Here is a 24,220-nt window from a genome sequence, read left to right as displayed (position 1 = left end):
ACGGTCCACACCGCCAGGCGTGACACGCGCACCCGGCGCCGCATCGCCTCCAGCCGGGCGCCTGCCGCCATCGGAGCAACGGCCTCGCTGCGCGAGACCGGCTTGCCAGGGGACATGGTCGAACTCCCAGGTCAGAACGGACGCTTACGCCCCCGACATAAGCGACCTGCCCCGACCTGACCACCGACCACGAAGCCCCGACCACGATCACGATGCGGATACGGCATCCGTGGTCACAGTGGTGGACAACCCGACCATGAGTCCGACCACGGGGCGCGGGCGTGCCGACGACGGCTTACCCGTGCGTCAGACCGGGTTCTCAGCCCTGGAGCGCGGCATGTGACCTGCAGGCGGCTGCGCACGCTGCGTGGCCCTCGTGCCGCGATGGAGCCTGTGCAGTTGGCGTACGAACCTGCGCAGTGAGACGCCCTCGGTCGGGTTGCGCAGCCTTCCCGCACACAAGCGACTGCGCGAACCCTTGCGCACTCGTCCTTCGTCCCGCGTATCGCATGCGCGCCGCGCCGACGGGGTGCGTGGCCGAACCCGACCACGCGAGCGACCACGCCGACGTGTTGACGGTGTTGCCCGATCGTGATCCGTGGTCGGGAGCGATGGCTGCCGGCTTGGTCAGGGGTGGCGGTTGGGCTGTGGGCATGGCACCCATGCGCACCTGTCGATCGTGCAGCAGCGGCGGTGGCTCCGCCTCGGCCGGCCGGATGGGCCGGTGTGCCCGGCGTAGGCGGTCATCGCCGCAGGAGCAGCGGTGAGCCGCTTCGGGGCGGGAATCCACCGCGGCGTCATGAGCACGGATCAGTTCACGCAGGTGGCCAATGCGCTTTTTCGCGATGGGCGGTTGTCGTTCAAGGCGAAGGGAATCTTCGGTTACCTCAGCACACACCGCAACGGCTGGCAGGTAACCGTCGCTGACCTGGTGCGTCTGGGCCCGGACGGACGCGAAGCGGTCCGCACCGGCCTGCAAGAGCTGGAGAGACACCGGTATCTGATCCGGGAACGTCTGCGGCGCCCCGACGGAACCCTCGGCGAGATCATCTACTACATCACCGACCGCCCCGCCACGCTGGACCTTGCATGGGCCGAGGCCAGCACGCAGGCCACCTCCCCGCCCGCCGGTCACGCTGGCGGGTGGTCGGTGGGGATCCGCCGGGGGGTGATGGCAGCCGATCAGTTCACTCAGATCGGCAACGCCTTGTTCCGCGATGGCACGTTGAGTTTCAAGGCCAAGGGGTTGTTCGGCCTGCTCTCCACCCACCGTGAGGGCTGGCGCATGACCGTCACCGATATCGCCCGCGCTGGCAGGGACGGCGAATGCGCCGTGAGAACCGGTCTGAAGGAACTGCGCAGCCACGGCTTCCTCGTGAGGGAACGCGAACGCGGCCCGCACGGCACTCTGGGCGCCGCCGCCTACGTCATCACCGACCTGCCCGCTCTGCGATTAAGCAGGTCACAGCCAGAGTCGGGTTATCCACGCGTGGATGACCCTACGTTGGTTGACCGGCCCCTTAAGAACACCAACAGAAAGAAGACCACCCAGCCGAAGACCAGACCCCTCCCTCCCGCCGCCCGCCCCGCACGATCACCCAGCCAAGCACCGCCACCGCGGACCGCGCCGGCGCCGACGGACCTCACACCCGGAGGGCGCCTGCTGCTTCAGATTGGCGCCCAGCGTCCCGAACTCCTGCTGACCGGCCGCGCACTGGCGGATCAGGGCACAGCCGTGTCCGCGATGCTGAAGGCCGGCTGGACACGCGAGCAGCTCAACCACGTCATCAGCGCCCGCCCGTTGCCGAGCCCGATCCGCACCACGCTCGGCGCGATCATCGCCGCCCGACTCCGTGCCGCACAGGCCTACCCACCACCGGCCACCGTGACCGAACACCACACCACCCCGGCCAGTGACCCGGTGGGAGCACACTCAACCACCAACGCCGCCGCACGCACCGTGTCCGAAGCACTCACTTACCGGGCCCTGGTCGAATGCGCCGGCTGCGGCGTCCCCGGCACCGCACCAGGCGAAAACCTCTGCCCGGCCTGCCTCAACTGGCCGCCCTGCCGCACCTGCCCCGGCCCCACACCCCGGCGCGCACACCCTCACAGCGACGGCCGATGCACCACCTGCGCCTCCACCTCCACCCACCCAGAGGCAAGCCCTCCCACCGGCCACCGAAGGAACGATCCACCGACCGCACTGCACGCCGCACACACCACCGCTGAAGGGAACTGACCCCATGCCCGAGTCTGAGTTCGCATTCGGCCCGGCCGCCCGCACCCGGGACGTCTACCTGCTCTTCGCCCACGAGCCGTACTACCCCGGGCCCGACACCCGCGAGATCAACACCACCGTGGTGGCCGCCGACTCGCTGCTGCACCCGCACGTACGCCAGCCCGACGGCGTGAAGATCCACGACTTACTCACCCGGGGACGCCAGCCGGGTGAGATCATCCCGCTGGCCACCCTCACCGACGAACTCGACGGGGGCGCCGACTGGCCCAGGATCGGCGACTGGGAAGGCGTCACCACCGACCTGGTCCAGCTTGTCCACACAGGCCGATGCGACGCCCTCAGCCTGGGTCTGCCCGAGATCCCCCGCGCCCTGCTCTGCACCGGGCCACACGGCCAGCTACGCGTTCACGACAGGGCAGCCGACGACCTCGTCACCTACGGCCCTGCTGAACGCGCTGCGGCATTGGACAAGGTCAGCCTGTTCCTGAACAGCATCGTCACCGAGCGGCCCTTCTGGCCTGGCGACAGCCTCCTGCCCCCACTGGGCCGACTCACCCCTGGACGCTAAACGGTGTGGCAGACACGGCAGCGATCCAATTCAGTCACGTCAACTGCGTGTAGTGCGCGTCGTGGAAGATCGCCGTTCGGGCAGCTGAGGCCAGAATGCTCTGCCCGCCCATGGGCAGCCCGAGTCGGTTCCAGTGCAAGATCACGTGGTAGCTGAGCACTTGCCTCAGCCCGCGATCGAGACTGCCTTCCTCGACGGTGCGGCCGAGCATCTGCCCTGTCCTGCGAAACGCGGTGACCCACTCTGCGAATGGTTCCAGCGGCCCGTCAGGGCGGAGCATGGCGTCGCTGTCGGCGAGGAGCCTCCGCGCGCGTTGAGGTGCTCTGAGGGGACGTCCCTGACGGCCGAGCGGTGCTCGTGCGTGATCACCATCCGTGTGGCGTTGCGCCGTGCGCGGACTTCCTGCGCTTTCGCTCTACTTGCCGAGGATCGCTTCCCGTGCGGCGCGAGACCAGATGGCTTGCTGGCGGACGGTGAAACCCATGCGGTTCCAGTGGAAGAGGACGTGTCGGGCGAGAACAGCGCGGAGCCCGAGCAGGAGGTTGTTGTTCTGCGCGGCGTTCTTGAGCGCCTGCCCTCCGCGTTCCATGCCGGTGACCCAGTCCCGGAGTGGTGAGAGCGGGCCGTCGGCGAGTAAGGGGGCGGTGTCCAGGGTGAGGAGTTGCCTCATCGTGTCCGCCAGGGCACTGACCTTCTCGGTGGGTGCGTCGGCGGGCAGCGCACGTTTGGCTTCGACCTGTCCCCACACGTCGCCTTGCTCACCCCATTCGAGCCCGGCTGCCCGCAGCAACGAGGTCAGTACGAGCAAGGAGGTGGCCTTGGCCTCCAGCAGCCTGTTTGGCTCCGCGCCAGCGGCCTGGTCATAGGCGAGGACCCCGAGGCTGTCGGCGTGGAACAGGCGGTGGGTGATGGCCATGCCGGCCGGGCCGCCGAACGCGATGGTTTCCGGCTCGTAGCGGGTGGGCCGCCACTGGCTTACCACGTGCCAGGAGACAGCGGAGTCCAGTGATCGTGCCGTCTCGGTGACCACATCCGCCATGGAGGTGTCTGGCGCCGGTTGGATGCGCAGTCGCCAGTGGGGGTGCTTGCGGATGAACCACCAGCAGCCGACAGTCTCCTGCCTCAGCTGAGGCAGGAGGTAGGCGCGGAACGCCTCGGGCGCGGTGGGGTAGTCGACGAAGCGGATGTTCGCCTGGAACCACTCCTCGGAGGAGTCGTGGAGCGCGGCGCGGCCGGCAGCGCGGTAGCGCTCGACGGCGGCAGCCAGCCGGGCGGGCGGCATCCCGGCTCGGCTGGCTGCCGCTCCGATCGGTGTGCCGCTGAGGACGGTCAGGATCATGTCTTCGGTGGGCGCGGGATCATGGTGGTGCACCGGGTGGTCTCCTCAGCTCAGCAGCAGGCAGGCGTCCCAGTCCGTGGCTGAGGAGGTGTCCGGCTCGGCGATCTGGAAGGCGAGGCTGGCCCCGGCGGTGCCCTCGAGGAATCCGGACGCCTGCGGTGTCTCGGCGGCGAGGAAGCGTTCGGGGGACTGCTGCAGCCAGTCGTTGAGTGCCTTGACGGCGTGGGGTTGGTCCGCGTCCTCGGCAACGCGCTGGACGGTGCGGATCAGGCCGCCGACGCCATGGCAGAGGCCGCGGCCGACGAGGAGGTCGAGTTGCCGGGTGTCCGCCAGGCAGTACAGGAGGGCGCGTTCGGCCATGCGCTTGCGGTCGTTGTCCGCCAGGACGATCGCGGCGAGCTGCTGGGCGCGGACGATGCCGGGCGTGCCGTAGCACCAGGACGGGGCCGCGACGTGGGAGGGGGCGGGCCCGGCCAGGCTGACCCATCGGGGCCAGCGGGTCCCGTGGTGGTCGCTTTGCCGTATGCGGTCCAGCCACCGCAGGATTCGCCGCATGGCTTCGGCGTGACCGCTCACGGTGACCCCGCGGCGTTTGGCCAGGGCGAGCAGGGCGAGGGGGCCGGTGATGCCGTGGGCGAGACCGGCGTTGGCGTGACCGCCAGGGGTCGCTGTCTTATTGCTCGCGGGGGCATGGCCGACCCACCATCCGGGCCGGGGCTGTCCGTCCGGGTCGGCTACCGGTTCGGTGAGCCGCACCAGGTACTCCAGTAAGCGCCGCAGTTCCGGGCTGTCGGGTTGTCGGCGCAGGAGAAGCGCTCCGATGCCGGTCAGGCCGCGGAACAAGTCGTACTCGGCGAAGCTCGTGTAGCGGCCCTGGTCGATGCGAGCGTGCGCGGCCGCCAGCCGGCGCCGTGTGTGCGCTGCCACGGCTGCGTCCAGGGTGTGCAGGGCCCCGGCGTAGCGGTCGCTTCCGGCCGCCGCCATGTGCAGGACGTAGGCCATGGCGGGCGCGCCGAGGAAGAGGTTGGCGTGGTCCCCGTCGATGAGCGGGCCAGAGACGGCGAGCTTGCGGTGTGCGGCGTGGAAGTCGGTGAGGCCGCGGTGTGCGCGCTCGATGTCCAGCAGGGCGGTCCCGAGCGGCCCGTGCGCGAGGGACTGCCGGGTCACGGTGTTCGTGTCGAACGAGGCGGTGGTCACCGCGGAGCTCCTTCAGCGCGGGTGGTCCAGGACAGGGCGGCTGCGCGGGCGAGGCGGCGGCACGTGGCCTCGGCGTCCGGGTCGATGCCTGCGGCCCGGTTGTGGTGCATGTGCAGCAGGGACGGCAGCACGCTGCGCGGGTCCTGCCCGGCGGCTTCGAGGGCCTGCCGGTAATCCACGAGGTGCTGACGGCGCAGGGCCCACAGGCCCGACAAGGCCTTGCTTCCGGGAACCTCACGCAGCGCGGCAGCGTCGGCGTGTGGGGCGGTGAGGCGGACGGCCAGGGCTTGCACATCCCGCGGGCAGGGTTCTCCTTCTGCCTTGAGCAGGTGGTCCTTCAGCCACGACCAGCAGGCTGCGGGCGAGCCGAGGAAGGTGGTCGCGATGTCGACCATGCTGGCGGCGGTGATGGCCGGCCGGGCGTGGTCTTTGAGGGGGAGGGTGAGTTGGGCGATGGCGGCAGCCGAGTCGGCGGCGAAGTACCGTTCGGCGGCGTCCAGCAGTGCCCCTGATCCGTAGCGGCCTGTCTCCGGCTCGTCGGTGTCCCACTGCACGCGTTGGAGCAGGCCCTCGCGGCGCAGGTCGGCGGCCCAGGCTGCGACATGTTCGGCGGCCTCGCCGAAGGTTTCCGTGGAGGGGAGGTGGAACCGCAGGCGCAGGTGGTCGTCGGGGTCCGCGTACCGGATGAACCACGCCTCCGGCGCCCCTCTCAGCTTCAACAGCAGGTGCGGCAGGTGGTTGGTCAGCACTTCCGCTGCCCGGTCGGGGTTGCCGTACAGCTTGACGTACGGCCGCGCGGTCGCGCCGGGGAGCCGGGCGGTGTCCCTGCTGTAGATGGCTGCCGGCCGGCAGCCGGGGGTGGCCATGGGCTGGTCTGAGGCGAAGGCGAGAGTGACCTCGTGCGCGCGGCCGGCCCAGCCCAGGAGGTCGTCGGCGGGGGCTTCCTGCACGACCACCGTGCCGTGGCGTCGTAGGTCGGTGCGCAGGAGGTACCGGTGGGCGGGCTCCTCCAGGTTCAGCCGGAGGAGACGGTCATCGGAGCCGAGGGCGACGGTCGCTGGGACGCCGTAGCGGATGCGCCAGGCGAACAGGCTCTTCGTCCAGTCCGGTCCGTCTGCGAGGTCGCCCTGACGTAGACGCCAGCGGGCCGGGGAAAGGATCGTGCGGCCGACGCGGACTTCAGGAAGAAACGGCAGGCGGGAGGCGGCGCCCCAGTGGAAGGGGAGCAGGGCGGCGCTGTGTGACCGGTGCAGTTCGCTGACGAACCTGGCCATGGGGTGCGTGGCGTTGCTCAACTCCACCGCGTTCATCACCGAAGGCTCGATGAGCTGTCCGGTCGAGAGCGTCACCAGGTACAGGCGCGCGGAGTCGGCTACAACGCCCAGGTCGTCGCTGTTGAGGCTGGCGTTCGGGTTGTACTCGCCCACGGGCAGGACATCGGGGACGACGGCCGGGACGCGGCTGACGTTGTACGTCGGGATCTTCAGCGGAGGCCCGGAGACCTGGGCTCGCGCAGCGCCTTCGGTGAGTGTGGGCAGTGCCGCGTAGATGGCGGCCATGCGAGCCTGGTCGGCCGGGTCCAGGGCGGTGAGGAACCGGCCCGCGGTCGTACCGGCCGCGAGGGACAGTCCCGCCACGGACAGGGTGAACCGTCCCTCGTCCAGGTCCTCAAGGGTCTGTGCGAGCACGGTGAAGCACAGCTCGACGTGGGCGGGCACCTGGGTCGGTTCTCCCACGGTGAGGGCCTGGATGTCCTCTTCGGTGAGGTCGATCTCCAGCTGCCGGTTGAGGGCAGCGTTCTGCGCGAGCGTCAGCAGATGTTCGTCGCGGGGCGTGGTGGCCAGGACCGGGCGCTTGAGGACGGTGCCGCGGTAGCCGACGGGGAAGCCGAGGCCCGTGTCGGGGTCGGTGAGGTCGCGCAGGGGCACGACGGTGCCCATGCTGTAGCGCTCCAGGAAGCGCCTGAGGTAGTCCGTCCAGGCCGGGGTGCCGTGGGGGAAAGGGGTGAGGCGTGTGAGGGCGTCCAGGGCGGCAGCGGCCTCGCGGGCGACGGCGCGGGGGAGGACGACGTCGCAGTGGGGCCGGATGTTGACTGCGAGGCTGCGCTCTGCCGTTCCGGTCAGCTCGTTCATGGCTGCGGTCGCTTGGGCCCGCAGCGGCCGTTGCTCGGCGGGGGCCGCCTGATTGTGCCGGCTGAGGGTCTGGTGGATGCTGCGGAGCGTTGCGACGGTGGGCACCGGAGCAGTGGCACCGGTGACGTCGAGTTCGGCAAGGAGGTGCCCGAGGGGGTCGGTGCTCGTCATGGGCGCGTGGAGGCTGCTTAAGAGAACGCGGTGCCGGACGAGATCGCCCACCATGGTGGTGATCTTCTCGGGCGGGGTGTCCGGGTATTCGGCCTGCACCTTGTCCACGATGTCCCCGACGGTGGTGGGGGACTGCGCGAGGGCGAGCACCTTCTCGACGGCCGGCGTGCGGCGCAGGGTCGTCTCGGTAGGCGCCTCGGGGCCCGGCTGGGGCTTGATCTGGATCCGGGAGCCACGCAGCGTGCAGGAGGGATTGACCACGACGCGCAGGCACCGGAGTACGTCCACGTCGCTTTCCAGGCGGGTGAAGATGTCGTGCAGCCATACGGCGTCGGCGGTGGCGAAGGCTCGGTGATCGGGACCGAATCGAGCGTGTGCCCTGTCGTCGATGCGCAGCGGGGCCGGGCCGGCGAAGAGGCCGAACGGCGTGGCGCGGTACTGCATCCGCAGCAGGTAGCGCGTCAGCGACGCCGTGGTGCGGATGACCTGTGAGCGGGTGGCCTTCCCGGCAAGGGCGCGGGTGACGCCGGCGGCGAGGACCGGTGCGGCGAGTTCGATGGCTCCGGCGCGGTTGTGGTCCGCCCACACTGCTTCGATCCACTGGCGGCAGGTGTCGATGTCGGCCGTGCCGTCGGCGGTTACGGGCGGCGAGGGCAGTGGGGCTTCCAGCGGAAACACCGACGTTCTGATCATGCCCGCGTCAACTGCGTGATACATCGCTCTGCCTCCTAAGTGATCAGGGGTGCCTGGGGGCGGGCCGGCTGGTTGCTCGGCCCGCCCCCAGGCGATACGTCAGCCGCCGATGCAGGTGCTGTTCGAGCAGGCGGACTGGCAGGACGAGCCGCAGCCGTCACCGGTGTCGTTCAGCAGCGCGCCGGGGACGGCCGCGGAGGTGACCGTCTCGATGCTCAGGTCGAAGTCCGACCTGCCGTCCGCCGCGTAGTCGGTCGCGGCCTTCAGCATGGTGCTGTTGTGCGGTGCCATCTCGTTCTCCTCCATAGGGAAGGGGTGGATGTGCTGTGCCCACCTGGGCGCGACGCTGTGGGCGTCACGGCCAGGAGATCGTGACCCGCGAGTGCTGCCGGTCGATGACCCGGCCCGCGGGAAGCTGGTCATCCGGCGTCCCGGCCGGGTAGACCTCGATGTGTGCGCGGTCGCCACGGTGCTCGCGGTCCCAGGTCCGCATCTCAGCGGCCAGCCGCTCGGCGACCTGCTGGCCGCGGGGTCCGTGACCCAGCGCGCCCAGTTCGAACCGGTCCGGGTGCTTGGTGCGTCGCACGGTGCGGTACGCGAAGCTGTCGCCGTCCACGAGGGTGGGCACGCCGAGCGGGGAGGCGGAGGCGACCAGGCCGCGCTCGCGGGCCGCGGGTTCGGCGGCCATGAGGGGCAGGTTGTCCAGGGCCGTCGTCAGCCACAGGTCGAGGTGCTCGTTGGACTCGTCCCCGGCGAGCATCACGCCGGACCATGCCTCGGTGCGCGGCGTGCGCAGAGCCGCTGCCAGGGCCTTGGTATCCGGTTCGGGGTGGCCGTCCAGGCGCAGGCCGACCTCTTCCCCGGGCACGTCGTGGATGAGAACGACCTGCATGCGGTTCTCGCCGGCGCCCTGCATGGGGACGAAGCCGCACAGCTCGACGCCGTCACTGATCAGCCGGTGGTCGTCTCGCACGAAGGCGATCGTGCGGGTCATGCCGCGCATGCGCAGTGGGACGACCAGGCGGCCCTCAGTGGTGAGCTGGTGCAGCCAGGAGGTGGGGATGTCGGCTGCCTGCACGGTGACGACGATCCGGTCGAAGGGCTGGTGGTCGATCGCACCGTTACCGCCGTCGTCGCAGATGATGGTGACGTTGCGGTAGCCCGTGTCCTTGATGAAGACCTTGGCGCGTTGGGCGACTTCGGGGTCGATGTCCACGGTGACGACGTTGCCGCGCTCTCCGACGAGCTCAGCGAGGTAGGCCGCGTTCACGCCCCCGGACCCGATCTCCAGGACGTTCATCCCCGGCTGGATGTCGGCCTGCTCGATCTGGATGGCCTGGATGCGGGGAGCCGACACTGAGCTGATGTGCACGCCGCTGCTGTCGGTCTTGGTGATCAGCGGCTCCTCGACGCTGTAGCACTTGGCCATCTCGACACCGGACGCGACCAGATGCCGGGGCACCTTACGGAACGCGGCGACGACCCTCGGACTGCGCAGGGCCCCCTTCTCGATAAGTTCGCGCACCATGTCGTCGCGCAGATCCTGCTCGGTGGCAGGAGCGTTCTTGTGATCGTCGTTCGTCATGCCGGGGACGGTATCCACGTGAGGTCTCCTTCTCGGCGCCCGCGCGCCGAGGGGTCGGTTGCTGATGGTGCGGAGGCCGGCGCGAGCGCCTCGCGGAAAGGGGGGCGAGAGCGCCCGCGCCGGGGTGGAAGACCGCTGAGCGGTGGCTTGAGTCCGAAGACCCTTCGCTCGCACCGCCGGGCGGTCGCTCTAGGCGGCGGGCCGGCGCGGCGCGATGACGCGCCCGTCCGGCAGCAGCTCGCCGGTGTCTTCGAAGACGATGACCCCGTTGCACAGCGCCGCCCACCCCTGGCTGAGGGCGCTCGTGATGACCTTGGCGGCCTCTCGGTCTGGAGCGTCTGCGGCGGGGCAGGGTGGGTGGTGCCGGCACATGCGGCTCGTCCTCTCGGATCGCTGTGCGAAGCTGGGCCCTCTTCGGCTGTCAAAGATCCGCGGGAGCCGAAGAGGGAGTCATGGGGGTGTGGGGGGCCAGGTATTTCTCTATCGCCTCGTCGCTGTAGCCGTAGAAGTGGCCTCGCTCGGCATCACCGTCCGGGGGATGGCCGCCCCACTCGACTACGTGGCAGGTGCCGCGGTAGGGGGACCAGCGCACGCGCAGCTCGGGGAAGCCGGGCCGGCCATCGAGCACGGCCTTAGCGGCTTGAGCGACCGTGCAGAGGTCGAAGGACATGTAGCCGCCGTGGCGGCGTCCTCCGACGGGCACGGCCAGGAGGGGGGCTCTGAACGCGCGGAGTGCGACGGCCCCCTCCAGGATGCTGGGGTCGGCGAGCCGCTTGAGGAAGTACCCGTAGTCGTACGCCTGCGCCGGTGGAAGTGCGGTAATGGTGAGTGGGGTGGTCCGGGCCGGCGTGGTCAGCACTTGCTCACACCCTGGATGATGCCCATGCTCTCCAGCCGGTCGACCAGTTCCACGGTCACCGCGCCCAGGCGGCGCAGTAGCCCAAGAGCCTGCCGGGCGCCGCCAGGCAGTTCCTCGTCTCGCAGCTCGCGCGCCAGTGCGATCAGCCGGGCCGCTTCCGGGTCGCGGTCGGCGTCGTCGCGCAGGCCGCGGTGGACGAGCTGCATGAGGGCGCCGCGGAAGCGCTGCGCCAGTTCTTCGGCGGCGTCGTGGTCGATGTGGGACGGCTGCGGATGGTCGTCATCGCCGAGAAGGCTGTCCAGGCCGCGGTAAACATGCTTCCAGTCCACCGGCTCCCACTGACGCGCGCTATCCAGTACTCGCTGCAGGCGCGCCGCATCGAAGGGCGGCGTCCAAGGCGCGGCACGCACCTGCGGATTGCTGGGCCGGGTCGGGAGAGCCGCCTTGGCTAAGGCGATGGTGCCGTTCACTGGGCCCCCTGAAGGTACCGGGTGTGCTCCGTTGGTGTCCCGGCGGGAGGCACGTGTTGCGCCAAGCCGGTGTCCGTGCCCCTCCGCTGCAGGGGGAGGGGCACGTCACATAGGTAACAGCCCAACTACCGACAGTGGACAGGTAATTCGCGGAGGGTTCCGCTGACCCACGACCGGAAATTTTTACCTTCCAGGGTGCTCGGCTTCCCTGGCCACAGCTACGTTTGGTGCATGACGGGGAACCCGCATCTTGCGGCGCGGATGGAGCACGCCGGCCTGACCCAGGACGAGTTGGCGGACCGCCTCAACAAGCGCATCGGTGAGTTGACCGGCCAGCCCGGCAAACTCACCGACCGCCACGTGCGTAACTGGCTGACCGGAAGAACCCGCTGGCCGCAAGGAAGACAACGCCTCGTTCTCGAAGAAGAATTCGGCACCAGTGCGGAGGAGCTGGGCTTCACACCTCCCGCTGGACGAGCACGAGCACCATCGGAGGACCCTGTGAGGCGTCGCAATTTCATGCTCTCCACGACCGGATCGGCCGTGGCCGCTGTACCCGGCGTCGGACAGCAGCGCCGGTCTGTGGGCATGACCGACGTAGCCCGCGCCTCTGCAAGCATGAATCAGCTCGTGGAGGCCGACGACCGGCAAGGCGGTCACACGTCCTTGGCGACCGCGGCACTCGAAGGCCGCGCCAAGGTGCTGGAGCTTCAGCAGCGGAACGCCAGCGAACGTGTGCGCCGTGCCCTGTACGCGCTCGCGGCCGAGTTCACCACCATCGCGGCCTGGTCGTACATCGACCTGCGCGATCTTGATGCGGCCCAACGGTACCTACACGAGTCGACCACGTTCGCCGGGCTGTCTCAGGACCCACCCACCGGAATGCGGGTGTGGATCAACATGGCCATGCTTGCCTACCAGCGGCAGAACGGGCACGAGCAGCTCGCAGCCGCGCAGGCCGCAGTCGCGTCTCAGGCCGCCCGCAGAGACCCTTTCTTCGGCTCGATGGGCCGTGTCCGGCTCGCCCTGGCCCACTCCTGCCTGGGGGACCCGCGGGCCGCCAAAAGGGCCCTAGGTGCCGCACAGGAGACTCTCCTGAAGGCGGTCGAGGACGAACGTCCCCGGTGGACCGCGTTCTACGGGCCGGCCGAACTCCACCATCTCGCGGCGATCATCCACAACCGCAACGGGCAGTACGCCGAGGCTGAGGCGATGGCACACCGCGCACTGGCGAAGATCCCTGCGGAGTTCCAGCGTAACCGCGCCCTTGCCACGTGCCAGCTCGCCCTTGCGCAGCTCCGGCAGGGAGAGCCGGAGCAGGCCACGAACACCGCGACCACCGTTTTCAGGATCATGGATGGCGCTCCGCTGCCTGGACGCATGCGCACCTTGATCGGAGACTTCCACCGAGACCTGTTCCGACTAGCGCCGTCAACGACGTACGCCCGGAACTGGGCAGACCGTATGCGAGATGAATGGAGTCGAGCGTGACCAGGGTGATCGACCTGCGGCATTACGGCAAGGACAACCTTCCGGACGGCTTCAAGCAGATGCTGATCGAAGTGCACGCCGACGCCTACGCTGACGCGATGGACAACGAGTTCAACCAGCGGTTCCCCTGGTTCGTCGACCATTGGTCAGGGTTGCACGGCTTCACCTGCATCGTCGCCTTCGACGGGGACGAGCCGACCGGCTTCGCGTACGGCGCTCCGCTCCAGCCGGGCCGCGAATGGTGGCGTTCCACGGCCTTCGAGCCGAACAACGGCTACACCGCGACCTACGCCGTCTCCGAGGTCATGGTGCGCCCGAAGTGGCGGAAGCAGGGTATCTCGGAGCGTCTGCACGAAGCGTTGCTGGAAGAGCGCGAAGAGGATCTTGCCGTGCTGCTGGTCGACGTGACTCACCCGAAGGTGCAAGAGCTGTACGAGACGTGGGGCTACGAGAAGGTGGGCGAGCAGCAGCCATTCGCAGACTCTCCGCTCTACGCCGTCATGGTGAAGAGGCTGCACCCGTGAACGGACCTGCCCCCTGGGTGGTGGGCGGGGCCGTCACGCGATCTCAGGTGCCTCGGCTCGGGCATTGGCGACTGTAGCGTGAGCTGCACCGCCGTACAGAGGCTCCGAGTTAGCGGGTCGTGTGGGCCAGCGCCCTGGTGCCGGTCGTAGACGGTGTCGGCGGTGTGGGAGCTGTCCGCCCATCGCCCGGCCTTGTTGCGCTTCGCGAGCGGGATCGAAGCACTGACCACGCAGGCATGACCACGGTCACGAGGTGGACAGGAAGCCTCTGATCCGTCTCGCGGTAGGGCACATCACGAGACTGACCACGGTCAGGGCGTGCCGGAGATGCCTGAGCCGGCCGCCGAGTAGTGGAGCTTGCAGCAACTGGCCGAAGGCAGCGCACAAGGTGAAACCGCTGGAGGATGGCCACGCCGTCAGAATTCACGGTCGGTTGCGCAGGCGGGTGGACGCCCAGTGGCATGCGGCTGGGGGACCAGCGGCGCGTCTTCGTCCTGCTGCGCGGCGGCAGGACCCCACCACGCCCTGCGTCGGAGGAGGCAACGCGGCAACACCACCCCCGGCGATGTCCTGGGTCGAGGTGCTGGCTGCCGGTATGACCTTTGCACTCACACGGGCGGCGCATCCAGCAAAACGCTGAAAGCGCCCCGTGCTGTGTCGATACCACTGGCGCATGGTCAAAGCTGTGCTGCGCGGCCTGGCCGCCGCCCTCGTCGTCCTGTCCGCCACCATCACCGCACCCGCCCACGCCGCAGAGACCCTGTCCCTGACGGAGGCGGTCGACCGGCTGGCGCTGGGGACGGAGTCCCGCGACGGCTACACCCGTACCAGCTTCCGGCACTGGAACGCCGGCGACGATCCCACGGACGGCTGCCACACCCGCGCCGAGGTCCTCCTCCACGAAGCGGTCGAAGCACCAGCCGTCGGTGCGAACTGCCGCCTGGAAGGCGGGCGCTGGTTCTCCTACTACGACGCCGTCACGGTGACATGGCCCTCCGGCCTGGACATCGACCACATGGTGCCCCTCGCCGAAGCCTGGGACAGCGGGGCCTCGGCCTGGAGCGCGCAGCGCCGCGAGGCCTACGCCAACGACCAGGGCCAGGAAGCCTCCCTAGTCGCGGTCACCGCCCGCTGCAATCGCTCCAAGGCCGACCAGGACCCCGCCCAGTGGTTCCCACCCGCAGCCGAAGCACACTGCCGCTACGCCGCTGAGTGGGTGGCCACCAAGCTGCGCTGGAGCCTGACAGCGGACGAGCCGGAAATCGCGGTCCTGCGGGACCTGGGGGACAGGTGTCCGCTGCAGGACGTCGCCTACGAGCCGGCGCCGTAACCTGCCGGCAGGGTCAGGGTCAGGTCGGGGCGTGGTAAGCGCATCCGGCCCGCCCTCACCGCTGGGAGCTGAGCTCTTGGCGCACGTCCAGGTAGCAGCGCAGACGCACCCCAAACTCGCCCGGAACCCGGGTCGTACGATCCGCTGGAGCGGTCGCCCAGCGCCCGGCGAGCAGTTCCTGGATGACGAACGCGGTTGCTGGTGGGTCCTTCATCATGGGGGTGGCGAGTTCGGCGCCAGGCCGGACCTTGCTGCGGGGGAGGGCATTGAGCGAGATCGGAGCACGCTCGCCTCGGCGGGAGATCGACGCGGCCGCGATCGGTCGGGCTGATGGGGCAGCCGCAATACCCCCGCGTCCGCGGCAGTGTTCCGTAGGAGGGACACCGCATGCCGATCATCGTCGAGTTCTTCCCGTTGAGGCGGAAGGTGTTCCGTGCAGTGGCAGGGGCACTGTGATCGCCGCGGTGTCCTACTTGCTGGCGCGCTGTCAGTGCTGTTTCCCCGCCCGCCACGACCAGGCGCCCACTGAGACTCCCGCCGTGCGCCTCTCTCATGGCGACGGCGTACCGCAGGGACCTGATCATGTCGGCCCCATGGCTGAGCGGAAAGCTCAGTCACCGGCATGCTCCGGCGATAATCTGCGCGGCATGGAGCTGGCTCTGACGGTGGACGAGGTGGTCGGCGGCGAAGCGGAGGCTCTGCTTCGCTGGCTGCGTGAGGAAAGCGACCTTCACGGACAGGCACGCGTGTCTTTCAGCGGAACCCAGCCCCCGCCTCCCGGCGGCATGGGCGGGTCGGCCCTGGAGATCGTGAACGTCGTGCTGTCCAACTCCATCGCTCTGGGCAGCCTGCTCACCACCCTGGTGGCGTGGCGTTCCAGCCGGCCGTCACCGCCACCGGCCGTGCGCATCGAGGTGAACGGTGTGCCCGTCACGGTGAACACCGACGACCCCGAGGCCATCCGTTTGCTCATCGACACACTGCGCGCGGCAGACGCGGACTCGGCCTCGTCACAGGAACCGGACTCGTTGCCGAGCGCGGGCGGCGACCCGTCGTCCGATACGTGACGTGGCCGACGCGCTCTCCGAAGCCGGCGCCTCCAACGTCGTCCTCATCGGCTGCCACGGCTTCACCACACTCGAAGACCTCCCCGCTGTACGGCAGAACCTGACACGCCTGCGCGAGGTGCTGACCGATGTGGGCGTGTGGGGTATCCCGGCTGACAGGGTCGAGGTGCTCGACCAGCCGCCGAGCGAGGGGCAGGTGGTGGCCGCGGTGAAGCGGGCGGCGACCGCGGCCACCGACACACTGGTCGTGTATTACGCGGGGCATGGGCTCCTGGACCCGGAGGACAGCAACGAGCTGTACCTCGCCCTGCCCGAGTCACGCACGGACGACCATCACATCGACTCGGCGATCCGCTACGACACCCTGAGGCGTTATGTCCGCTCCAGCAGCGCCAAGAGGAAGGTGGTGCTCCTCGACTGCTGCTACAGCGCCCGGGCAATGGCCGGTGCAATGGGCGGCGGTGCAGCGAACCTCGTGCACAAGGCCGACGTCGAGGGCACCTGCCTGATCGCGGCGGCCCGGGAGACGGCTCTGGCCCTGGCCGTACCGGGTGAGGACTTCACCGCCTTCACCGGTGCGCTGCTCGAGTGCCTTGAAAAAGGTGTGGACGGCTCTCAGGAACTGCTGAGCATGAGCCTGTTGTATGACGCGATGAGAAGCAGACTCAAAGCTGCCTCTCGGCCCGAGCCCCAGATGAACAGCCACAACGCGGCGGCGCAGATCTGTATCGCCCGCAACCGTGCGTACGTGTCACATCGGCCGTCCCCTCTGCCCGCACGCCGCGAACGCCCAGCGGTCGCAGACCTGCTTGCCCACGATCCGGGTTCCGACCTCGAGGCCTCGCTGGTACGGGTACTCTCCGCGACCGGCGAGGTGGTGGGCGGAGGATTCCTCGTCTCCCCCGATGTGGTCTGCACGTGCGCCTACGTCGTCCAGCGCGCACTCGGAGGGCCGGGGCATGCGGAACAAGTTCCGGACGGTTTGGTCACCATCGACTTCCCGCTGCTCGACGACCGCCCCCGCGCGCAGGCAAGCATCACCTCGTGGCACGCCGGGGAAGAGAAGAACGTCGCTCTGCTCCGGCTCGGTGCCCAGGTACCCGGCACACGGCCGGTGCCCTTGGTCGACGAGTCCGGCGTATGGGGACACTCGTGCCGCGCGTTCGGCTACCCCGCCGGTAGAGACCACGGCCAGTGGGCCGCCGGAATCCTACGCGCTCGACAGGGCTCGGGCCTCTTGCAGATGGAGGCGGACGCGTCGGGTCCGTCCATCGGCCCGGGGTACGCCGGGAGCCCGGTCTGGGACGACTCGCTGGGCGGCGTGGTGGGGATGACGGTCGCCGTGGACCGTCGCGGTCACACCGTGTACCTGTTACCGTCGTCCGACCTGGTCGACAGCCACACGCTGCGTCCACCGTGCCCGTTCCCAGGCCTCGCGCCGTTCTCCGAAACCCAAGGGGACAATTTCCACGGCCGCGAGGCGGACATCGACCTTGTGTACGCGACCGTCCGCCAACGGCCCTCTACGCTTCTCGTCGGACCGTCGGGATGTGGAAAGACCTCTCTGCTACAGGCAGCGGTCCTGCCCCTGCTGCGCGCCAACGGCTTGAGTGTCACCCTGCTGACGCCCGTTGAGCCTCTGGCAGTCGCCCTCGCCCGGGTGCTCACCCAGGGACAGGCAGGGGGCGTTGTCGAACGGCCTCCGTCGGCGGAGGAAGTGAGAGGGCTGATGAAGGCCGACAGTGACGTGAGCACCGACCTTGCCGACCGGATCCTCGGCCGGCTGGACGGCGCCGGGCACATACTGTGCATCGACCAGCTGGAGGAATTCACAAGCCAGGACTCGGAAGCCGTACGCGACTTGTTCCGCCTGGTGGACCGTCTGTCGCAAGCGAACCGCGGCCATCTCCTCAGAATCGTGGCCGCCGGACGCCCCGAGGTCCTCGACATCCTGCCCGACTCCGGGCCCCCCGAGGTTCAGTTCCTCGCTCCGCTGCACACCGATGACCTGAAGCGGGCGATCGCGGCGCCGCTGGCCCGTATGCCGACGCTGCGCTTCGAACGCGGACTGCCGGACCGCATCCTCGTCGACGTGGGCGAAGCGCCCGGACGGATGCCGCTCGTCCAGCTCGTCCTCACCGAGCTCTGGTACCGGCGTACCCCGTCGGCGCTCACTCACGATGCTTACGACTCCTGCGGCGGCGTCGGGGGCGCCTTCGCCGTACACGCGGAGGAAGCATTCCAACGGCTCTCCGAGGAGGAGCGGGAGCAAGTACGACGGCTGCTCGTGCACCTCACTCGACCCGGCGACGGCGATGTCTTCGTCTGCCGGCCGGTGCGGACCGGGAGGCTGACTCCCGAGCAAGTCGTCATTACACGAAAACTGGCAGGGGAGAGGCTCGTCGTCCTCTCCCGCTCTTCGAACGGCGTGAGACAGGACGATGAGATCGTCGAGCTGGCGCACGAGGCACTGACCAGACAGTGGCCAAGGCTCAGGGAGTGGCTCAACGAGTCTCGGGAGGCCCGGCTGTGGCACGAGGCGCTGCGCCTTCAGCGCGAGCGCTGGGAACGCCAGCAGCGCGACCCCTCACACCTGCTGAGAGGGTGGGAACTGGCCGAGGCCCAACGGAGACTGGCAGCCGACCCCGAGGACATCTCCGCCGACGAACTCGACTACATTCTCCGCAGCAGCGCCCGTAACGCTCGCCGCGCCCGCTGGTGGCGGACGGCCTTCTGGACACTTGCCGTCCTCGCGGCAGCCACAGGAGCAGCCGTCCTGCAACTGGTCATCTGACCGCTGTCGAGCCGTCGCTCGGAGGCCCTGACACAGGCGTTGGCCCCGTGGCGGTGGGTGATGGTCCGTTCGACGACCCAGCGGAGGATGCCCAGGCCGGAGCCCGGTGAGTGGAGCCACCGGTCGGGGTGGGACGCCCTCCCAGGTGCGCCGCCGCCGCGTTCAATCATAAAAAGAATGTCGCGCTAGGGCGATTCTGGGTTGCCACTCCTATCGATGAACGCAGCCAGCTCTTCCTCTACAACAGCGCCGGCAGCGATGCCGGGGCCTTCGTGAAAGCTGCATCCGGACGAATGGATGCCGCTGGCGACATCAGTACCTGTTGCTGAACATCGCGAACGGGCTACTGAGGCCGCGACGACGGGGCGAGTGCTGGCCGTCGCAGAGCTTCATGATGGAGTGGATGGTGTAGGGGTGCCTGCTTCTGCTCCCACGAGCGCATGAGGGCCCGGGGTTCTGGGAGCCGGCGGGTAAGGGCGAATGCGGTGACCATCACCTTCAGGTCGATCAAGCTGCTGGCTTCGCGGGGCCTCTGAGTGGCCCTGTTGATGGGTAGCGCCATAGCATGCACTCACGTCTGGTAAAAGGCGTCGAGCAGGCGCTCGTGGGCCGGCTTCGGCCGCAGGGCCGCGTCCCACGGCAGGGAATTCAGAGGCCAGGGGTAGTTCTCCTCCTCACTCACGTGGGGGTTGGCTTTGTGGGCACCATCACCGGCGTCCGCCCGCGTGGCTTCCGGTATGCAGAGTCATGGTTTTCACCTGGCCAGCAGCCTGGGTGAGCAAACTGCCTCCTTCACAGCTGCGGAGCCCTTGTGTCTTTCCGCCGGGTAAACATTCAGAGGGACGCCATCGCAGAAGACGCTACCCGGAGTACGGTCGGGGGATCTCGACCACTATGGGACGCAGGTGCACTGTCGCGGCCTCGGAGGCCTTCCGCGCCTGCTCGGCCAGATGCGTGCGCAGCGTACTGAGATCCAGCTTCTTCGCCTGAGTTTTACGCTTGTCCCCCACGGCGTCCCATAGATCTATCGGGTACCAGCCCACGAGGTAGATACCTGCGTCGGTCTTTGTCTCGGGCAGGTACCTGCCCGCCAGCTGGTCCTCCTGAGCAGTGGTAACGCTGGGGTTCCAGGACCCCTTGACCTCGATGACGAGTCTGACCGGTTCTTCCGAGGCGGAGTGGGGGCTGTCGCCAGGGGATGACATGGCGTCGATGAGGATGTCGGTTCGGTCCCCCGCGCCATAGGCGTCGGTGGGATGAATCAGCACTTCCCGGTTCACCGCGACGCGGTGGCCGCCCAGCCGCAGGCGAAGCTCATGTGCGAGGTATGCGCACAGGGCCGCTTCGGGCTTGGGCCGCCAGGTGTCCGGGACCGGTGCGTCCTCGCCTGTGGCGGGTTTCTTCCGGGTGCGTTTGCCAGGGGTCCTGTCCCAGAGCAGCTCACCGTGGGAAGGAATGTCCTGTGCGATCTGCTCAAGGACTTCGTCGGCGGCGGCCAGGAGATCGGTACTGGTACGGAGGACGCGCCGTGCGGGGTCATGGAGGACTTTGATGACGTCTTCCAGCCGCACCTGGTCCCAGCTAGCGGCGCTGTGCTGGGCTCTTGCGGTGACGAGAGCCGCAGTGATGGACAGTCTGTCGGGATACTCGTTGGCCAGTTTACCGAGTTCGATGACGGCTTCCGCAGTGGCCCGCCGGCTCAGTTCCCCGAGCAAGGAGTCCCGCCACCGTCTCGCCTGCTCTTGCGGGGTCACCCAGTGCGCCCCCAAGGGATTCATGTCTTCTTCGGGCGCGTACAGGTCGCTAAGCCAGTGGTACAGGTCTGCGAGTGCCGCTTCAGTGAGGGAGGTCTGGATCGGTGCGCTGATGTGATCCTGGGCGCAGGTTTCGGCCAGTCGGCGGCTGAGGCCGGGATGGGCAGCAGTAAGAGCCTGGATGCGGGGCCAGTGCGTGGCGGCGTCCGTGGCCAGGAGAGCCTGGGCGGCCGGTAGGAGGAGGTCGGCGGACTCAGGTGCTTCGCCGGGCGCGACGAGTGCGGTTTCCGCGATCTCATAGGCAACCTGGCTGCCGGCTTCCAGGAGCGAGGTGAGGAGGCTGTGCCAGGTCCGTATGGCGGCATCACGGGCTTCGCTGGTGTCGGGCACCTGCACAGGGCTGTGGTCTGAGGCGGCTAGTCCAACGGATCCTGTGCTGGTGGTCTGCAGGACCCCGAGTCGGGCGGAGAGGCCGACAGCGAGCTGCTCCAGGGCGCTGTGCAGTTGTGGTGCCCAACGCGGGTCGAGCGGGTTGAGCTGGAGAGGCTGGCTGCCGTCGGCGAGTTCTGCTCGGGCCAGTTGGTCGACGCGGCGTGCCAGTTCCTCGGGCGCGTGGGTGGCGACCATGCGCAGCAGATCCTGCCGGGTGTCTTCGGTGTAGCTGGTGGCCAGGTGCAGGTTCTCGGTGAGGAGGGCCGCGGCCCACGCCCTCCAGGCGTCAGGTGACAGGTCGGTGATGCGGTTGGCGTGGTGCAGCTCGGTAAGGAGGGCGTACCCGGCCCAGGAGCGCTTGTTGTGCAGGTTCTGCCCGAGCCAGGAGTCGGCGTGATCGTCCTCGGTGGTGAGGTAGCGCAGTGCGAGGTCGGTCAGGTCGGTGAGGTTGTCTTGGAAGGCGGCGCTTCCCGGCCAGGCCCGGATGGTGTCGGACAGCTCCTCGAAGTGGCCGGTCTGCGGGTCTACGCGCAGGCGCCACAGGAACTTCCAGAGGCTGTCGTTGTCGCCATCTCTGGCGTCGGCGAGGAGTTGTTTCTGCTCGGCGAGGAAGGCGGTCGACTCCGGCCAGGTGCTGTCCTGCCCCTGATGATTGCGGCGCCATGCCTTGGCCAGATCGCTGCCGAGGTCTACAGCCTCGTAGAGGTGGCGCATGTACGGCCAGCCGGGATGCTGATCGTCGTAGGCCAGTTCGAATGCGTCCTGGTCGCCGTGGGGGAACAAGGTGGAGGCCAGTTCGCCGTAGGCGCGCATGACCTCCTCGTTCCCGGATGCCGCGGCATGCTGTATCTGCTCCCATGCCCAGGGGAAGTCGGCTCCGTCCAGCAGCAGACGGCGGCTGGGGTGCTCGGGCGTGAAGCCCCACAGCAGAGGCGATCGGCGCTCCCATTCCCGCACGATGAGCCAGGCCGCCAGGCGAGGTTCGGTTTTGGAACGGACGGCCTCACCGATGAGTGCGTGGGCCAGGGCACGGCGCAGCTTCTGCACGTGTGGGGGCTCGTGTCCGTGCTCGTCAGGCTGCAGCGCGTCGGGCAGGCGAACGGTGTGATGGCTCTGGGACCGGGAGAAGATGATCCTGGCCAGGGTGTCCAGGTGCTGTGTCGCGTTCTGGCTGCTAAGGGTCCGGTTGACCAGGGCGTCGAGCAGTTCGGCTTCCACCCGGTGGGGTGCGAAGTCGAAGCCGTCGCCCGGCTGGTCCTCGGCGACCCCCTTGGCCAGCACTGTGGTCTCTACCAAGTTGTCTTGGGCTGTCGGTGCGGGCCGGGGCCAGGTGGAAGCGGTAGCGGCTTTCTCGGCCCAGGTGAGGACCTCCGGGAGCTGCTCGTCCGTGCACTGGTCCGGCATGGTCCTAAGGAAGTGGGCGTACATGCCGTAGGTGTGCTGGGATCGCGGGGGGCGGAGTGCTGCGAGCATGGTCGCCGCGTCCAGTTGGTCCGGCCACAACAGGCTCAGCACGGTGCCTCGGAGGCCGTCGTCGGGGTCGACCGTGTCCACGTGGGCAGGGTCGATGAGCGAGGCGAGGACCTCTTTGAGGACGGGGATGGCGCGGCCGGGGTCGCAGGCAAATGCCGCGCGTGCGGCCAGGCGGCGTTCGGTCTGGTGCCAGGTGTCGTTCTCCACCAGGTGCAGGAGCGCTGCGGCCAGCCCCGCGTGGGTGGGGCCGGCGTCCTGCGCCAGCCGGATCGCCAGCCGGATGCGCGCCCTGGTCGGCCAGTCGGCCTCCTCACCCTCGGGAGCCGCCCGGAGCACGTCGGTGAGCTGGTCTGCCAGCCGGGGGTGGTGCAGGTCCCAGCGGGTCGGCTGCCAGCTGTGGCCGCTGAGCTCGATCTGGGCGGCGCGGTCCAGGAGGCGTTCCACGGTCAGCTGCCGGATCTCATCGGAGCGCACCAGCGTGCTGTGCACTGCCAGGCTCTCGGGGTCGGCGCCGACCAGCCACCTGGTGGCTGTGGGGTTCATCGCGACCAGCCAGGCGGCGGTCTCCCGCAGCGGGATAGGGATGCTGGCGGTCCCGCGGTCGGGGGCGCCGACCAGGAACAGGTTCTTAAGCTGCCGCTGTGTGGTCTGGCGTTCGGTCAGGTGGCGGGCGGCGAGGTAGGCGGCCACGGACGAGTGCCGGAAGGAGACCCGGTTGACATCCGGCGCCGTGAACAAGGCTGTCGCCAGGGTCTCTTGGATCACCTGCGGGGTGACGTCGAAGGTGCCGGCGGTCGCCTGCTCCTGGCCGGACGCCAGCCGCTCGCCGGGCAGGTCGAAGGTACTGGCGCTGAGGCTGTGGCCGCGCCACACGCTCCGGTGGCCGGATAACAGCATCCAGGCGGCGATCCGTCCAGCCACCACCAGACGCTGTGGCGCGGTCGTGGTGACAGCGTGGCTTAGCCTGTCAGGGTCGGGATCCTCCGCGAGGTACTGCACGCCGCGGGCGAACAACTCGCGGGGCGTGCCATGCAGCCGGCCGTCGACGCGGTAGGTCATCACCAGCAGTTCCAGGGTCAGCGGGACGCAGGCCAGTGCCGCCGCACCGGCGGCCTCGGCCGCGGCCACCACCCTTTCCCCCGGCGCCCCGGCGCTGTCGACCAGCGCGACCGCTTCCTGCCGGCTCAGCGGCGCCAGATCCACGCAACGGCATGTGCCGAAAACCTCGGCCAGCACGCCCGTCGCGTCGGGTGGGTAGTCGGCCGTGCGGCAGGCCATCAGGAACCGGACCCGGCCGACATCCCGGCCACGCAACGATCTCTTCAGCCGCTTGGGCAGATGTCTCAGATAAGAGCTCTCGTCGGCCTGATCCACCACGACCGTCAGTATCCCGGCGCCACCGCCGGTGCTCCCTGCCGCAGGCAGCACCTCGAAGTGGCAGCCGAGCTCGTCCGCGTATGAGGCCTCCGTCAGGTCCCCGCCCGACACCCACACACAAGCATCCTCGCCCCCCTCCCACGCCTCCTCCAGACGAGGCAGCTCCTCGACCAGACCGGTCAGCACCGAGGTCTTCCCCGCGCCCGGCTCCCCCAGCACCACCATCGCTCCGGACGCTGCCACCACCGACGGAGACGCCAACGCCCCCTCGTCCAGCTGGCTCACCTCCGTCACCAGACCCTGGCCGTCCACCCGGAAAGCCCCGTCATCTGTAGTGAAGAGGTCCCTCTCGGAACCGCTGCCGCCCCGGACCCGGCACACCCGAGGAACCTGGAAACCGAACACACCACCCGCCATGCACCGATCTTCCCACCCTTCACCGACACTTTCCGGAGTCCCCGAAAACCTCGGCCCAAGGCGCTCTGTTGCTGCAGCTTCGGTTCCTGCGGGCGGTCTTGCCCGGAGGGCTTCCGTTGTGGGCGTGTGCGTGGTGGCCTTGGGGGAGTACCTGTTCACTGTGACCGGACCACTGACCGTGTGGGCCTGACCGCGGTCACGAAGGAGCCACTAAGACGGTGTCCTATGTGGTGATCGCTCGTTGGTCCGTTCATGGGGCGGGGTACGTGGAGTTGGATTGTTCCGGACGGCTTGTGGGAGCTCGC

Annotated in this window: 18 protein-coding genes; 7 read left to right on the top strand and 11 right to left on the bottom strand. The window is 68.9% G+C overall.

Translation table 11 applies throughout. From position 1 onward, the window contains the following. The first annotated feature begins 763 nt into the window (after nt 1-763). Entirely contained in the window at nt 764-2,242 is a 1,479-nt protein-coding gene (locus ABTZ58_RS37620) for a hypothetical protein (protein WP_351367226.1), read from the top strand. A gap of 4 nt (nt 2,243-2,246) precedes the next feature. Next, a complete protein-coding gene (locus ABTZ58_RS37615; RefSeq protein ID WP_351367223.1) occupies nt 2,247-2,810 on the top strand; it encodes a hypothetical protein in 564 nt (187 codons plus the stop codon). A gap of 34 nt (nt 2,811-2,844) precedes the next feature. Here the strand turns inward: ABTZ58_RS37615 and ABTZ58_RS37610 are convergent, their stop codons facing one another. From ABTZ58_RS37610 to ABTZ58_RS37570, 9 genes are all read right to left on the bottom strand, one after another. Continuing rightward, nucleotides 2,845-3,021 carry a hypothetical protein gene (locus ABTZ58_RS37610; RefSeq protein WP_351367220.1) on the bottom strand — a complete coding sequence of 59 codons (177 nt, stop codon included), beginning with the start codon at nt 3,019-3,021 and terminating at the stop codon, nt 2,845-2,847. A 204-nt stretch (nt 3,022-3,225) separates the two neighbouring features. Continuing rightward, complete coding sequence (locus ABTZ58_RS37605) at nt 3,226-4,182, bottom strand: thiopeptide-type bacteriocin biosynthesis protein (RefSeq protein ID WP_351367217.1); 957 nt, start codon at nt 4,180-4,182, stop codon at nt 3,226-3,228. A 12-nt stretch (nt 4,183-4,194) separates the two neighbouring features. Further along, a complete protein-coding gene (locus ABTZ58_RS37600) occupies nt 4,195-5,346 on the bottom strand; it encodes a lanthionine synthetase C family protein (RefSeq protein WP_351367214.1) in 1,152 nt (383 codons plus the stop codon). Continuing rightward, nucleotides 5,343-8,366, bottom strand: a complete 3,024-nt coding sequence (locus ABTZ58_RS37595; protein WP_351367211.1) for a lantibiotic dehydratase — start codon at nt 8,364-8,366, stop codon at nt 5,343-5,345. Before ABTZ58_RS37595 ends, ABTZ58_RS37600 begins: the two co-directional genes overlap by 4 nt. Before the next feature lie 75 nt (nt 8,367-8,441). Further along, on the bottom strand, nt 8,442-8,633 hold the full coding sequence (locus tag ABTZ58_RS37590) for an FxLD family lanthipeptide (RefSeq protein ID WP_351367208.1): 192 nt from the start codon (nt 8,631-8,633) through the stop codon (nt 8,442-8,444). Between the two features lie 64 nt (nt 8,634-8,697). Further along, the gene (fxlM, locus tag ABTZ58_RS37585) at nt 8,698-9,927 is read right to left on the bottom strand and encodes a methyltransferase, FxLD system (protein WP_351367206.1); all 1,230 of its coding nucleotides are present in this window, start codon (nt 9,925-9,927) and stop codon (nt 8,698-8,700) included. 189 nt (nt 9,928-10,116) lie between these two features. Further along, nucleotides 10,117-10,299, bottom strand: a complete 183-nt coding sequence (locus tag ABTZ58_RS37580; protein WP_351367203.1) for a DUF5999 family protein — start codon at nt 10,297-10,299, stop codon at nt 10,117-10,119. A 49-nt stretch (nt 10,300-10,348) separates the two neighbouring features. Further along, nucleotides 10,349-10,786 (bottom strand): DUF6302 family protein, encoded by a 438-nt coding sequence (locus tag ABTZ58_RS37575; protein ID WP_351367200.1) that lies wholly within the window; start codon nt 10,784-10,786, stop codon nt 10,349-10,351. Next, nucleotides 10,780-11,256 carry a DUF6415 family natural product biosynthesis protein gene (locus tag ABTZ58_RS37570; protein WP_351367197.1) on the bottom strand — a complete coding sequence of 159 codons (477 nt, stop codon included), beginning with the start codon at nt 11,254-11,256 and terminating at the stop codon, nt 10,780-10,782. The genes ABTZ58_RS37575 and ABTZ58_RS37570 overlap by 7 nt, the downstream gene beginning before the upstream one ends. 231 nt (nt 11,257-11,487) lie before the next feature. On the opposite strand from ABTZ58_RS37570, the gene ABTZ58_RS37565 reads away from it, so the two are divergent. The 3 genes from ABTZ58_RS37565 (at nt 11,488) to ABTZ58_RS37555 (ending at nt 14,601) form a co-directional block, all read left to right on the top strand. Further along, nucleotides 11,488-12,747, top strand: a complete 1,260-nt coding sequence (locus ABTZ58_RS37565) for an NsdA family TPR-like regulatory protein (protein WP_344543875.1) — start codon at nt 11,488-11,490, stop codon at nt 12,745-12,747. Continuing rightward, nucleotides 12,744-13,271: a GNAT family N-acetyltransferase gene (locus ABTZ58_RS37560; protein WP_351367193.1), complete on the top strand. Its 528-nt coding sequence runs from the start codon at nt 12,744-12,746 to the stop codon at nt 13,269-13,271. Before ABTZ58_RS37565 ends, ABTZ58_RS37560 begins: the two co-directional genes overlap by 4 nt. A gap of 673 nt (nt 13,272-13,944) precedes the next feature. Next, complete coding sequence (locus ABTZ58_RS37555) at nt 13,945-14,601, top strand: HNH endonuclease family protein (protein ID WP_351367190.1); 657 nt, start codon at nt 13,945-13,947, stop codon at nt 14,599-14,601. Between the two features lie 55 nt (nt 14,602-14,656). Here ABTZ58_RS37555 and ABTZ58_RS37550 read toward each other — a convergent pair whose 3' ends face one another. Then, nucleotides 14,657-14,815: a DUF6207 family protein gene (locus tag ABTZ58_RS37550; RefSeq protein WP_351367229.1), complete on the bottom strand. Its 159-nt coding sequence runs from the start codon at nt 14,813-14,815 to the stop codon at nt 14,657-14,659. A gap of 433 nt (nt 14,816-15,248) precedes the next feature. Between ABTZ58_RS37550 and ABTZ58_RS37545 the strand changes: the two genes are divergently transcribed. Continuing rightward, nucleotides 15,249-15,668: an effector-associated constant component EACC1 gene (locus ABTZ58_RS37545; protein WP_351367187.1), complete on the top strand. Its 420-nt coding sequence runs from the start codon at nt 15,249-15,251 to the stop codon at nt 15,666-15,668. Nucleotide 15,669: 1 nt separating this feature from the next. Next, entirely contained in the window at nt 15,670-18,462 is a 2,793-nt protein-coding gene (locus ABTZ58_RS37540) for a caspase, EACC1-associated type (RefSeq protein WP_351367184.1), read from the top strand. An 860-nt stretch (nt 18,463-19,322) separates the two neighbouring features. Here the strand turns inward: ABTZ58_RS37540 and ABTZ58_RS37535 are convergent. Next, nucleotides 19,323-23,915, bottom strand: coding sequence for a hypothetical protein (locus ABTZ58_RS37535; RefSeq protein WP_351367181.1), 4,593 nt, complete (start codon nt 23,913-23,915; stop codon nt 19,323-19,325). Nucleotides 23,916-24,220 lie beyond the last annotated feature (305 nt).

Origin of the sequence: Streptomyces sp. NPDC094143 (assembly GCF_040303825.1) — a bacterium.
Classification (GTDB): domain Bacteria; phylum Actinomycetota; class Actinomycetes; order Streptomycetales; family Streptomycetaceae; genus Streptomyces.
Note: the sequence above shows the minus strand (reverse complement) of the source record. Positions and strands in the feature narration are given on the sequence as shown.